The organism is Brenneria roseae subsp. roseae (assembly GCF_003115845.1).
GTDB classification, from domain to species: domain Bacteria; phylum Pseudomonadota; class Gammaproteobacteria; order Enterobacterales; family Enterobacteriaceae; genus Brenneria; species Brenneria roseae.
Map to the genome: position 1 here is coordinate 124,453 of NZ_KZ819027.1, position 13,178 is coordinate 137,630.

The window sequence follows — 13,178 nt, forward strand, 5'->3', positions numbered from 1 at the left end:
CATCAGCCCCAGAGACAAGCCACCTCAACCTAGGCGTCATGAATTCTGACACACCCGTTTGTGCCGGACTGATCGCTTTTTTTTACAGGAGATTGAACCGATACCGAGGCAGGCCTAACGGCCTGAGAGGAAAACCTGCAACCGCAGGCGGCCGCACCGAGTGCATAACCGACACCTCCCAAGACCTCAACTACTGTCCGCTCTGGCGCACAGGTATCGTTCAAGGCAGTTCAATTCCGATTGTTTCTGCCCTTTCCCATGCACCAGAGAAAAGCATCAAGTTGAAATTATGGGGGGAAGTTACATGAGTAAATTAAGTCGTGAAATGACCACGCTGGCTGGACAAACTGGAAAAGGATGGCCTGATCGCCTTTGACGGGGAACGTATTACGCCGTTATCGCAACGAAATAAAGTGGAGGAACGGTGAGGGATTGTTTTTATACCTAATAGACTTCAAGATGCAGGGCAACCCCCGCAGTAATGAAGCTGTGAATCAGTGGTTTTACCCTGCACCTTTATCTGCGGAAGGTATAAATAAACATCGGGCTTTTAGCTGGAAGCCTTCTGGGAATTGTCCTCAACGGCGAGATTCACCTAATATTTTGACGGCGAGGGTTGTCAGAACGCACCCCATAACCCAGCGTTGGATTAACGAAAAGGACGGCCGTTTCGTGAGAAAATGCGCGATTGTTCCGGCAGATATGGCGATTACGGCATTGACTGAAACGCTAATGATTATCTGTGTCATACCGAGGGCTAACGACTGCGTTAAGACGCTGCCATGAGCGGGGTTGATAAACTGTGGTAATAACGATAAATACATCACGGCAATCTTTGGATTTAACAAATTGGTAAGGAATCCCATAACGAACAGTTTCCGAGCGCTATCCTTCGGCAATACTTTAACCTGAAATGGTGACCTTCCGTTTGGACGTATTGCCTGCCATGCCAGCCATAAGAGATAAATAGCACCCGCGATCCGGATCGTATCGTAAGCATAAGGAACAGCCATCACTATCGCTGTTATACCAAATGCTGCACAGATCATGTAAAACACAAAACCCAGCGCGACGCCTCCGAGCGAAATCAGTCCAGCAGCACGCCCTTGGCAAATAGAACGTGAAATAAGGTATATCATATTGGGCCCCGGCGTAAGCACCATCCCAAGAGCTATTAGCGAGAATGCAAAAAGGCTATTTATTTCAGGCACATACCCTCCAGTTAGCGACAAACTCCATACCCGATTAATTCGAAGATACTGGCCTTAATATATGAAAATTATCTGTTCAGGCTGACTTCAACATTCATTCACTGAGCATGATCTCCAGGCTGTACAAAATCAAGCAGTTTCAATGATCTTGGGTATAATTATTTACCCTGCCTTATCTCTTTTTCCTTCTTGGCTTTCGATCAAGCAATATTCCCGAATCATCAAAATAACGGCTGGGCCAGATTTCCGCAGGATGCACGTCCAGCGCCGTAGCCACAAGCCATTCCCCTTTCGTCCACGGACAGGAAAACACATTGGCGAGCGTTGATGAACTTAGGCCTGCCGGTTAGCGTCGGTGCTACATGTTCCAGCTTGCTATTTCTATACGGTAGAAGACGGTCCGGCGGAAATGGTACTGGAGTATTATGAGCCGTAGGAAAAGCCACTCACATAAGAAAAATGAGCGCCAGCCCCTACCCAAAAAGGGGCTGGCGCGGAGCTTAATGCATACGCTTTCGATGCAGGATACGCCCCGTATTTCTATCGATTATGCTTTCTTCAGTCTGGCGATAAATTCCTGCACATCGGAGTGATTCACAACGCGTCCGGCATCAACATCGGTAAGACCTTGTAAAACGCTCTGGTGACGCTGTTCTTCCTTTTCAATCAGAGAAGTAAGCGCTATCGTTTGTTTTTCCGTTTTTTTCATCGCTCCCCCCGAATGACTCAGACATTTTTGAACTCATACGGCACCACATACTCTTCCCGGTTCGTATCCAGATAATCCGCCCACCATTGCAGCATTAGCCTGCGCTCATCCAGATGTTCCGCTTTATGGATATAAGCCGCTCGCGAGGCTTGGCGGTACGGGCAACAACGTCGGTCAGCGCCATAATTTGGGGGTCAACTCATAATCGAAGTGAATTGACCCTCATCTTGACCCCCAAATCCTCTGGATGTCAATGGACGAAAAAAGACCACTGTGGATAAAACAGACAAAATTTCAGAAAGGATTGTGAAATTAAAATCGTTATTTTACAGATAGATATGGACTTAACTGGACGACTATGGACATAAAAAAAGCCACCCTGAGGTGACTTGATTTTCATACGATGGTGCCGAAGGCCGGACTCGAACCGGCACACCTTGCGGCGGTTGATTTTGAATCAACTGCGTCTACCGATTTCGCCACTTCGGCACTGAAGTAGTATGCGGAAAACGGGTGCATTATACCGTTTGCCGACTGGTGCGCAACTCTATTCCGCCCTGTGTCGGGTTAAGTGCTGAAAAAATCATCTTTGGCAAGATGTTAACATCATTTTAGAGGGCCAATGCACATTGGCCCCGCGACCGACGCTCCCTAATCTTTGGTTACCTCTCGGCATAAAAAAGGCGTTGCGCGGTTTCCCGGCAACGCCTTTTTACAAGATTTCAGGCCAGGCTAGCGACGTTTCAATAGCAACGCCACGCTGATAACCAGGAACACTGCGCTTGGCAAGATAGCCCCCAGAATCGGGGGAATGCCATATACCAGGCTCAGCGGTCGGAAGATTTCATTAAGCAGATAGAACAAGAAACCAAAGCTGATGCCAATTACGATCCGCGCACCAGCGGATACGCTACGCAACGGTCCAAAGATGAAGGAAACCGCCATCAGCATCATCACGGCGACGGACACCGGTGAAAATATCTTGCTCCACATGTTGAGCTGGTAACGACTCGCTTCCTGACCGCTTTGTTTCAGGTAGTTGGCGTAATCGTGCAGTCCGCGAATCGAGAGCGAATCAGGCTCCAGCGCCACCACGCCCAGTTTGTCCGGCGTCAGGTTGGTTTTCCATTCCCCGCTAAGCGTCTGGCTTCCGCCAATCTGCTTGCCGTCGCTCAGATCGGATTCATCAACCTGTGAGAGTTTCCAAACGCCGTTATCGAAGGTCGCCGATGCCGCATAGCGTACAGACAACAGTTTGTTTTGCTGGTCGAAATGATAAATATTGACGCCGGAAAGTTCACCGTCGCCGACGACCCGTTCAATATAGATAAAATCATTGCCATCTTTTGCCCACAGCCCGCCTTGTGTGGAGATCATCGAACCACCCGAGATCATCTGAGAACGGTAGTTGCGCGCCATCTGTTCACCCTGAGGGGAAACCCACTCACCAATCGCCATGGTGAGCAACACCAGCGGAATCGCGGTTTTCATTACGGCTCCGGCAATCTGCAATCGGGTGAAGCCTGAAGCCTGCATCACAACCAACTCACTGCGGGTCGCCAGCGTCCCCAACCCCAGCAAAGCGCCGAGCAGCGCGGCCATCGGAAAGAAGATTTCGATATCTTTTGGCACGCTGAGCAAAGTGTAAAGTCCGGCCCCCAACGCCGAATAGCTTCCCTGCCCAACCCTGCGCAACTGGTCGACAAACTTGATAATGCCGGATAGCGATACCAGCATGAACAGCGTCGTCATGATGGTATTGAAAATGGTTCTGCCGATATAGCGGTCTAATACACCAAACATCAGGCCGTCCCTTGTGTTTTAAAAGAACGAGTTTTAAAGCGAGAACGCGCTTTGCGCATTGGAACGCTGTCCCAGAGGTTGAGAACCACCGCGATACCGAAATACACCAGATTGGTCAGCCAGACCCAGAACATGGGATCGATTTTCCCTTTACTCGCATTGGAACGCAGCGAACTTTGCAGCAGAAAGAAAATCAGGTAGAGCAGCATGGCCGGCAGCATACTGAGTACCCGCCCTTGCCGTGGATTGACCGCACTGAGCGGCACCACCATGAGCGCCATGATGAGCACCGAAACAATCAGCGTCAATCGCCAGTGAAATTCGGCCCGTGCATCATTCTCGCTTGAATGCCACAAGGTCTGCATATCCATTTGCTGTACGTCTTTGTTGTTCAGCGTAACCGTTTGATGACCAATCACCGCCTGATAGTTGGTGAAGTCGGTAATACGGAAGTCACGCAGTAATGCCGTTCCTTCATAGCGGGAGCCGTTATCCAGCGTCACCACCTGCGAACCTTCGCTATTCTGCGTGATATGACCACGATCGGCCACCACAACGGAAGGACGGGCATTGCCGCTTGTCCGCAGCTGCGCCAGAAAAACGTGTTCAAACTCCTGACCTTTTACATTACCAACAAACAGCACGGCATTACCGCCCTGAGCGGACTTAAACTGTCCTTCGACCAACGCGGCCATGCCGGGATTGGCTTTTGCTTCCGCCAGTACCACTTCCTGATGCCGGGAAGACCAGGGGCTAAGCCACAGCACATTGATGGTCGCCATCACCGCCGTCAGCACCGCCAGTACCAGCGCCGCTTTTAACAGAACGCTTTTACCCAGCCCACAGGCATGCATGACCGTAATCTCACTTTCTGCATACAGGCGGCCAAGCGACATCAATAATCCAAGAAACAGGCTTAATGGCAGAATAAGCTGCACCATCTCTGGCACTCCCAGCCCCAGCAGAGAGATAACCAAATTTGTCGGGATTTCGCCATCAACCGCAGCGCCCAGTATCCGCACTAATTTCTGACAAAAGAAAATCAGTAACAGAATGAAAAGGATGGCCACTTGGCTTTTAAATGTTTCCCTTACCAGATATCGAATGATGATCACGCTTAATTACGCCTGTGAAAACTTGTCTTTTTGCAGGAAAGTCGATAGTTTCTTCGCTAACTCGCCATTTATACTCATTTGTGGCAACCTTCGTAGCTAAAACTGTATTACAACATACTGCGTTTGAGCTGTTGTATCAGAACCTGCTTATAGTCACCAAAACAGATTCGTTACGTCGTTAAGATTAACACAGGTTATGTTAACGCAACGGCGGGAAAATATTACGGAGTGTCACATTCTATCCGTTGATCCTGCCTTTGTCTTTAAGATTCAGGAGAGTACATGGAGTTCAGCGTAAAAAGCGGTAGCCCGGAAAAACAACGCAGTGCATGCATTGTCGTCGGCGTGTTTGAACCGCGTCGCCTGTCCCCAATTGCCGAACAGCTCGATAAAATCAGCGACGGCTATATCAGCGCGTTGCTTCGCCGCGGTGAACTGGAAGGCAAAGTGGGGCAATCATTGCTATTGCACCATGTACCCAACATTCTTTCAGAGCGTATTTTGCTGATTGGCTGTGGCAAAGAGCGCGAGCTTGATGAACGTCAGTACAAACAGGTCATTCAGAAAACCATCAACGCGCTGAATGAAACCGGTTCGATGGAAGCGGTCTGTTTTCTTACTGAACTGCACGTCAAAGGCCGTAATACCTATTGGAAAGTGCGTCAGGCCGTCGAAACCGCCAAAGAGTCGCTCTACACCTTTGACCAGCTCAAGAGCAACAAAATCGAGCTGCGCCGTCCGTTGCGTAAAATGGTGTTCAACGTGCCGACGCGCCGTGAACTGACCAGCGGCGAGCGGGCTATTCAGCACGGTCTGGCCATTGCCGCCGGCATTAAAGCCGCCAAAGACCTCGGCAACATGCCGCCAAATATCTGTAATGCCGCTTATCTGGCGTCGCAGGCTCGTCAACTGGCGGATACCTACAGCCAGAACATCACCACCCGCGTCATTGGCGAGCAGCAGATGAAAGAGCTGGGCATGAACGCTTATCTGGCTGTCGGCCAGGGCTCGCAGAATGAATCACTGATGTCCGTCATCGAATACAAAGGCGATCCGTCTGCGGATACCCGCCCGATTGTGCTGGTCGGCAAAGGCCTGACGTTCGATTCCGGCGGCGTCTCCATCAAACCTGCCGACAGCATGGATGAAATGAAATATGACATGTGCGGGGCCGCCACCGTTTACGGCGTGATGCGCATGGCCGCCGAACTGGCGCTGCCGCTGAATATCATCGGCGTGCTGGCCGGCTGTGAAAATATGGTCGACGGACGTTCCTATCGTCCGGGCGACGTGCTGACCACCATGTCAGGTCAGACCGTCGAAGTGCTGAATACCGACGCGGAAGGCCGTCTGGTGCTGTGTGACGCCCTGACCTACGTTGAGCGCTATGAGCCGGACGTGGTGATTGACGTTGCGACGCTGACCGGTGCCTGCGTGATTGCCCTTGGTCATCACATCACGGGCCTGATGGCGAACCATAACCCACTGGCGCATGAGTTGCTGGGCGCGTCCGAGCAATCAGGCGACCGCGCCTGGCGTTTGCCGCTAACCGATGAGTTCCAGGAGCAGTTGGAATCCAATTTTGCCGATATGGCAAACATCGGCGGTCGTCCCGGCGGGGCGATTACCGCCGGCTGCTTCCTGTCACGCTTCACGCGCAAATACAGCTGGGCGCATCTGGACATCGCAGGAACGGCATGGCGCTCAGGCAAGGCCAAAGGCGCCACCGGTCGTCCGGTGGCGCTGCTGTCGCAATTCCTGCTTAACCGCGCCGGACTGAACGACGTAGAATGACGGCAGTCTGTCAGGCGCCATCATCTGCGCCTGACTCAATCAGCAATACCGGGCCGGACTTTCCGGCCTTTATCAATAGTGTAGATAATGAAAAACGCAACGTTCTATCTTCTTGAACACGACAGTAAAAGCGGCGATCTCAGCGCCTTCGAGGTGCTGGCGTGCACACTGGCGGCGGAACGTTGGCGCGCGGGAAAGCGAGTGTTGATTGCCTGTGAAAATGAGCAGCAGGCCATGCGATTGGATGAAGCGTTGTGGCAACGCGATCCCCACAGCTTTGTTCCGCACAATCTGGCGGGAGAAGGACCGCGTCAGGGGGCGCCCGTCGAACTGGCGTGGCCGGAGCGGCGCGGAAATGCCCCACGGGATCTGCTAATCAGCCTGCTGCCTCACTTCGCAGATTTTGCCACCGCTTTCCATGAAGTGATAGACTTTGTCCCTTACGAAGAATCCCTGAAACAGTTGGCGCGCGACCGCTATAAAGCCTATCGCAGCGTCGGCTTTCAATTGACTACGGCTAAGCCGCCAACTCACTGAATTTTGAGCATAATGGAAACGAAATATAACCCGCAAGATATCGAGCAGCCGCTCTACGAGCGCTGGGAAGAACAAGGCTATTTCAAGCCGAACGGCGATACGAGTAAAGAAAGCTTCAGTATCATGATCCCGCCGCCCAACGTCACCGGCAGCTTGCATATGGGCCATGCTTTCCAGCAAACCATTATGGATACGCTGATCCGCTATCAGCGTATGCAGGGTAAAAATACGCTATGGCAGGCGGGTACCGACCATGCGGGTATCGCCACCCAGATGGTGGTTGAGCGCAAGATCGCGGCCGAAGAAGGTAAAACGCGCCATGATTACGGCCGTGACGCGTTTATCGATAAAATCTGGCAGTGGAAAGCCGAGTCTGGCGGCACGATCACCCGCCAGATGCGCCGTCTGGGTAACTCTGTCGACTGGGAACGTGAACGCTTCACCATGGACGCCGGCCTGTCCAATGCGGTGAAAGAGGTATTCGTTCGTCTTTATAAAGAAGACCTGATTTATCGCGGCAAACGTCTGGTGAACTGGGATCCGAAACTGCGCACCGCGATTTCCGATCTGGAAGTCGAAAACCGTGACGTTAAAGGCTCCATGTGGCACCTGCGCTATCCGCTGGCCGACGGCGTAAAAACCGCTGAAGGCAAAGATTATCTGGTGGTTGCCACCACACGTCCGGAAACCATGCTGGGCGATACCGGTGTCGCGGTCAACCCGGAAGATCCGCGTTACCAGAGCCTTATCGGTAAAGAAGTGATCCTGCCGCTGGTGGGCCGCCGCATCAAGATCGTCGGTGACGAACATGCCGATATGGAAAAAGGCACCGGCTGCGTGAAGATCACGCCGGCCCACGATTTCAACGACTACGAGGTCGGCAAACGTCACCAGCTTCCGATGATCAACATTCTGACGTTTGATGGCGATATCCGTCAGGAAGCCGAAGTGTTCGATACCCATGGCGAAGCCAGTACCGCCTACAGCAGCGCTATCCCTGAATCCCTCCGTGGTCTGGAACGTTTTGCTGCGCGTAAGGCCATCGTTGCGGCCTTTGATCAACTCGGCCTGCTGGAAGAAATCAAAGCGCACGACCTGACCGTTCCTTACGGCGATCGCGGCGGCGTGGTGATTGAACCGATGCTGACCGACCAGTGGTATGTTCGCACCGCGCCACTGGCCAAAGTTGCGGTTGAAGCCGTCGAACAGGGTGAAATCCAGTTTGTGCCCAAGCAGTACGAAAACATGTACTTCAGCTGGATGCGCGACATTCAGGACTGGTGTATTTCTCGTCAGCTGTGGTGGGGTCACCGTATTCCGGCCTGGTACGATGCGCAAGGCAAAGTATACGTTGGCCGCGATGAGGCAGAAGTTCGTCGTGAAAACAATCTGTCTGACGATATCGCCTTAAATCAGGACGAAGACGTGCTGGATACCTGGTTCTCTTCCGGACTGTGGACCTTCTCTACACTGGGCTGGCCGGAACAGACGCCGGAACTGAAAGCGTTCCATCCCAGCAGCGTGATGGTCAGCGGCTTCGACATTATTTTCTTCTGGATTGCCCGCATGATCATGCTGACCATGCATTTCATCAAAGATGAAAATGGCAAGCCGCAGGTTCCGTTCCATACCGTGTACATGACTGGTCTGATTCGTGATGAAGAAGGCCAGAAAATGTCAAAATCCAAAGGGAACGTGATTGACCCATTGGACATGGTGGACGGTATTTCGCTGGAAGCATTGCTGGAAAAACGTACCGGCAACATGATGCAGCCGCAGCTGGCGGAAAAAATCCGCAAGCGTACCGAGAAACAGTTCCCGAACGGTATCGAGCCGCACGGAACGGACGCCCTGCGCTTTACGCTGGCCGCGCTGGCCTCCACCGGGCGCGATATCAACTGGGATATGAAGCGTCTGGAAGGTTACCGCAACTTCTGCAACAAGCTGTGGAACGCCAGCCGTTTTGTACTGATGAATACCGAAGATCAGGATTGCGGCTTCAACGGCGGAGAGAAGGAGCTGTCGCTGGCCGACCGCTGGATCCTGACGGAATTTAACCGCACCGTGAAAGCCTACCGTGAAGCGCTGGACAGCTACCGCTTTGATATCGCGGCCAATATCCTGTACGAGTTCACCTGGAACCAGTTCTGCGACTGGTATCTGGAGCTGACGAAGCCGGTGATGAACGGCGGAACGGAAGCGGAACTGCGCGGTACGCGCAACACGCTGGTGAACGTACTGGAAGCGTTGCTGCGCCTGGCCCATCCGATCATTCCGTTCATCACCGAAACCATCTGGCAGCGGGTGAAAGTGCTGAAAGGGACTGCCGGCGACACGATTATGTTGCAGCCTTTCCCGGCATTTAACGACGCACAGGAAGATACGCTGGCGCTGAACGATCTGGAATGGATCAAGCAAGCGATTATTGCCGTGCGTAATATCCGGGCGGAAATGAATATTGCGCCGAGTAAACCGCTGGATGTATTGCTGCGCAATGCCAGTGCCGACGCCCAACGCCGGGTAGACGAAAACCGCAGCTTTATTCAAACGCTGGCGCGTCTGGAAAGCATTACGCTGCTGCCCGCGGGTGATAAAGGCCCGGTTTCTGTGACCAAACTGATCGAAGGTGCAGAACTGCTGATTCCGATGGCGGGGTTGATCGATAAAGCCGCTGAGCTGGATCGTTTGGCTAAAGAAGTCGCCAAAATCGAAGTTGAAATCGGTCGTATCGAGAGCAAACTATCCAACGAAGGTTTCGTTGCTCGCGCACCTGAAGCGGTTGTCGCCAAAGAGCGCGAAAAACTGGATGGCTATGCCGTCGCCAAAGAAAAACTGCTGGAACAGCAATCGGTTATCGCCGCACTATAACTCTCGACCCCTCTTTATCCTTGTAAACAGGCCCTGACGACAACGTCAGGGCTTTGCTATCTGGCTTCAATCTCATTTGAAGGTAAATCGTGAAGATCGCCAGCTCATCTCGTCCAATATTGCTATATTCACTATACCGCAGTAGACAAACCTACAGTATGAAAGGCAAGAAAGTGAGTAAGGGAGAATAAAATGGAGTACTACGGATTTGTATTATTAAAATTCATAATAGGATTTATTATTGTTATCGCTCATTTAAATTTTTCAGGCAAAACACAACTGTCGCAAATGACGCCTGTAGACTTTATTGGCAACTTTGTACTGGGCGGCGTAATTGGTGGCGTTATCTATAGCGACAGCATCCCGCTCTATCAATACATTATCGTACTATTTATTGGCGTTGGCTTAATCTCACTGCTCAATGCCGTTAGCAAACATATTTATTTTTTTCGCTCCGTCAGCATTGGTGACCCTATTCCAATCATCAAGAAAGGGCATTTTCTGATGGACAATATTCTGAAGAAAAGAAATAAAATCGATATTATCAACGTCGCCTCACAACTTCATACACAAGGCATCTATTCTTTTCAAAAAATCAATTACGCCCAGATTGAGCCAAACGGACAGCTAACCGTTGTCTGCGAGGACATGGATATGCCATCCGTGATCGTCGTTAAAGACGGTAAACCCAGAAAATACGAACTGAGTGAAATAGAAAAAGACGAAGACTGGCTTTCCACTGAGATATCACGACGTGGCATTGAACTGGAAAATATTTTTCTGGCCGAATTCTGGCGGGGAAATCTGATGTTTATCTTAAAAGATGGTTCGGTAGTGAAATAACTCAGGAATGGCAACTCGCTGAGTCACAGGTCGGCGGTTTAACACCGCCGACATGGATTATTGTGACTGGGCGTTTTGTGCTTTGATGGCATCCAGCCGTTCCTGCATATTGGGATGCGTGCTCAGCCAGCCGGGCAGTTCCAGTGATTCATTATCGTTGTGCGCATGGTTCATCAATGCCTGATACATCGTCTGCATCGCTTGAAGCGATCGTCCCTGACGCTGCATTTCCGCTATCGCCCAGGCATCCGCTTCCCGCTCCATCCCCCGTGAAAACTGTAGTTCATTCAGGAATGCAGTGGATTGCAGCAGCGTATCGCCAATCCCGCTGACATCTCCCGTCATCCACATAAACGTCAATGACACCAGCGAAGAACGCACCAGCATCCGCATCGGATGCCGATGGGCATGATGTCCCATCTCATGCAGCATCACGGCAGCCAGCTCATCGTCGTCTTTTGCCAGTTTGACCAGATCATCGCTGATAATCAGCGAACCATCTACCAACATGAATGCATTGGGGCCGATCGGGGCAGACATCAGTTCAAGACGCAGCGGCGTTCTCTCGTCGCGCATTTCCGGCGGTATCACTTGCAGGAATAGCCGCTGCATTTCCTGCTGACGGGCCGGCGGTAATGCGGAAGGTTTGAAATCACTATGTTGCAGTAACGTTCGCGTATGTTTGCCGAGTTGCAGCTCGACGATGGTGGGGATACGTAACGCAATGGCCGAGCTGGCCCAGGGCAGCACGACATAAACATAGCTGAACGCAACCAGAATCGTGACCAGCAGGGTCAACGCCACCCCGCGTTTATAACGCTCCAGCCGATGTACCAGTCCGGCCGGACGGCGTTTTTCGTACCATTCGCGAAAAGCCGGGTCATTATCGGGCACAAAGCGCCCACCGTCTGAAAACGAGAGCGTCAAAGGGATAGAACCCAATGCATCGGACACAGCAACCTGCTCCAATGGGTGGGTGACGGTCGCTTTCTGCGTTTTCAAGACCAGCAGCGAACCGTTATCGCTTAAATCGAGACAGGCAGCCTCACGGGCTGCCTGTCCAGGGTACTGGTAATGCCCCTCAATGATCATGATGTGGCCTTAGATGCCAATATTCAGATCGAGCGCATTGACCGCCTCCTCTGCCACTGCCGTATTTGCGCTATCTTGATGCGCCTGTACATTTAGCAGAGACAGATCGCCTTCGATGGCTGTCGAATTCGCTATATAACGCGCGTGACGGACTTCGGCAACCGGCGCGGCCAATCCCAATGAAAATACGGTGATCAAACTGTTCGTTATCAGCAACCCCATGTATGACAGGGTCTGCATGGTGGAACGTAATTTGATATCACCGTTTAACACCGTCTGATTAAACAGATAGTTTCGCTGGGCGACGACCAGGTAGCTGCTGGAAACCAGCACCCCAAAGCCCATCACAATAAACATCATAATCAGATTAAACATGTTGCTCAGCAACATCATACCCGCCATCTCGTCCGTTCTTTCTCCCATCATTCCCGCCTGGAACATGGCGAAAAGGAATGAACTGATGAGTGACAATCCCGCGATCAGGAAAGGAATAAAGATTAGCAGGCTAATCAGAGAAAATTTAATAAAGGGCGCTTTATTCAGATCGGCTTTGAACGCCACCTTTCCGAAGAACATATTATTGATATACAGATCGCTCTGCATCATCGCAATCATGCCGTTAACAGCAGCAAACCCTGGAATAAAAATGGCAATGGCTAACAAACCGGTAAACATCGGGCTATTTGTCAACCCAGCCAGCATTCCAATCGCCAGCAGCGCGAGATAGAGTCCTAATACCAAAATGATCGGGAAAAACAACAATACCCAATATGCTTTGCCGGTTTTGCAGTGATAATTAAAACGCACACCACGATAGCTTGACATAATGGCGTTATAACGCCAGCTGCGGATAATGATCCACGGCACCAACCCCATCAAAGCGATTAACACCAGCGTCCCCATAACCGGTGACAGCGCCAACAGCACGTAAAATATGATAATGCCGCCAATTACCAGCAGGCGGCCTTTAAGAATCTGCATGGGCTGCGCATGGTAGTCAAAACGGTCACCATTAATTTCCGTGTTCCCATAGAAATAACGACGGCGGCGTACGGTCGCCCAGGCAGAATATATCCCTAAAGTAATCGCTGTTAATAACGCATTTACTAACCAAATAGAGAAATACTCCCCACCTTTGCCATGAAATTTTACTTGGTGAAGTGTTTTATTTTCCGAAGTATTGATATCCATAAATCCTTTCATCCT

The 13,178-nt window shown here is 51.3% G+C and carries 10 protein-coding genes, 1 tRNA gene and 2 pseudogenes; 4 read left to right on the forward strand and 9 right to left on the reverse strand.

All coding sequences use genetic code 11. The features are described 5' to 3' along the window. Window positions 1-578 precede the first annotated feature (578 nt). The 7 genes and pseudogenes from DDT52_RS09760 to lptF form a co-directional block, all read right to left on the reverse strand. Window positions 579-1,211: a LysE family translocator gene (locus DDT52_RS09760; protein WP_210732699.1), complete on the reverse strand. Its 633-nt coding sequence runs from the start codon at window positions 1,209-1,211 to the stop codon at window positions 579-581. Between the two features lie 172 nt (window positions 1,212-1,383). Further along, window positions 1,384-1,554: pseudogene (locus DDT52_RS09765) on the reverse strand (helix-turn-helix domain-containing protein); the annotation flags it as partial. A 204-nt stretch (window positions 1,555-1,758) separates the two neighbouring features. After that, entirely contained in the window at window positions 1,759-1,920 is a 162-nt protein-coding gene (locus tag DDT52_RS09775) for a CopG family transcriptional regulator (protein WP_136156172.1), read from the reverse strand. A gap of 17 nt (window positions 1,921-1,937) precedes the next feature. Further along, window positions 1,938-2,075: pseudogene (locus DDT52_RS21170) on the reverse strand (tyrosine-type recombinase/integrase); the annotation flags it as partial. Between the two features lie 249 nt (window positions 2,076-2,324). Then, window positions 2,325-2,409: transfer RNA gene (locus DDT52_RS09785), tRNA-Leu, on the reverse strand. A gap of 243 nt (window positions 2,410-2,652) precedes the next feature. Further along, complete coding sequence (gene lptG / locus DDT52_RS09790; RefSeq protein WP_136156173.1) at window positions 2,653-3,723, reverse strand: LPS export ABC transporter permease LptG; 1,071 nt, start codon at window positions 3,721-3,723, stop codon at window positions 2,653-2,655. Further along, window positions 3,723-4,838: an LPS export ABC transporter permease LptF gene (gene lptF, locus DDT52_RS09795; protein WP_136156174.1), complete on the reverse strand. Its 1,116-nt coding sequence runs from the start codon at window positions 4,836-4,838 to the stop codon at window positions 3,723-3,725. Before lptF ends, lptG begins: the two co-directional genes overlap by 1 nt. A 282-nt stretch (window positions 4,839-5,120) precedes the next feature. On the opposite strand from lptF, the gene pepA reads away from it, so the two are divergent. The 4 genes from pepA to DDT52_RS09815 all read left to right on the forward strand — a co-directional run bounded on the left by pepA (window position 5,121) and on the right by DDT52_RS09815 (window position 10,880). Further along, window positions 5,121-6,632 (forward strand): leucyl aminopeptidase, encoded by a 1,512-nt coding sequence (gene pepA, locus DDT52_RS09800; RefSeq protein ID WP_136156175.1) that lies wholly within the window; start codon window positions 5,121-5,123, stop codon window positions 6,630-6,632. A gap of 87 nt (window positions 6,633-6,719) precedes the next feature. Next, window positions 6,720-7,169 (forward strand): DNA polymerase III subunit chi, encoded by a 450-nt coding sequence (locus tag DDT52_RS09805; protein WP_136156176.1) that lies wholly within the window; start codon window positions 6,720-6,722, stop codon window positions 7,167-7,169. 12 nt (window positions 7,170-7,181) lie between these two features. After that, window positions 7,182-10,037, forward strand: coding sequence for a valine--tRNA ligase (locus tag DDT52_RS09810; protein WP_136156177.1), 2,856 nt, complete (start codon window positions 7,182-7,184; stop codon window positions 10,035-10,037). 192 nt (window positions 10,038-10,229) lie between these two features. Then, window positions 10,230-10,880, forward strand: a complete 651-nt coding sequence (locus tag DDT52_RS09815) for a DUF421 domain-containing protein (RefSeq protein ID WP_136156178.1) — start codon at window positions 10,230-10,232, stop codon at window positions 10,878-10,880. A 57-nt stretch (window positions 10,881-10,937) separates the two neighbouring features. Here the strand turns inward: DDT52_RS09815 and DDT52_RS09820 are convergent, their stop codons facing one another. After that, window positions 10,938-11,972, reverse strand: a complete 1,035-nt coding sequence (locus DDT52_RS09820) for a M48 family metallopeptidase (RefSeq protein ID WP_136156179.1) — start codon at window positions 11,970-11,972, stop codon at window positions 10,938-10,940. A gap of 9 nt (window positions 11,973-11,981) precedes the next feature. Beyond that, window positions 11,982-13,163, reverse strand: coding sequence for a YjgN family protein (locus DDT52_RS09825; RefSeq protein ID WP_136156180.1), 1,182 nt, complete (start codon window positions 13,161-13,163; stop codon window positions 11,982-11,984). Window positions 13,164-13,178 lie beyond the last annotated feature (15 nt).

Coding starts and splice junctions, on each gene's coding strand:
- pepA (WP_136156175.1), top strand. CDS start 5,121: ATGGAGTTCAGCGTAAAAAGCGGTAGCCCGGAAAAACAACGCAGTGCA.
- DDT52_RS09815 (WP_136156178.1), top strand. CDS start 10,230: ATGGAGTACTACGGATTTGTATTATTAAAATTCATAATAGGATTTATT.
- DDT52_RS09820 (WP_136156179.1), bottom strand. CDS start 11,972: ATGATCATTGAGGGGCATTACCAGTACCCTGGACAGGCAGCCCGTGAG.
- DDT52_RS09805 (WP_136156176.1), top strand. CDS start 6,720: ATGAAAAACGCAACGTTCTATCTTCTTGAACACGACAGTAAAAGCGGC.
- DDT52_RS09810 (WP_136156177.1), top strand. CDS start 7,182: ATGGAAACGAAATATAACCCGCAAGATATCGAGCAGCCGCTCTACGAG.
- DDT52_RS09825 (WP_136156180.1), bottom strand. CDS start 13,163: ATGGATATCAATACTTCGGAAAATAAAACACTTCACCAAGTAAAATTT.
- lptG (WP_136156173.1), bottom strand. CDS start 3,723: ATGTTTGGTGTATTAGACCGCTATATCGGCAGAACCATTTTCAATACC.
- DDT52_RS09775 (WP_136156172.1), bottom strand. CDS start 1,920: ATGAAAAAAACGGAAAAACAAACGATAGCGCTTACTTCTCTGATTGAA.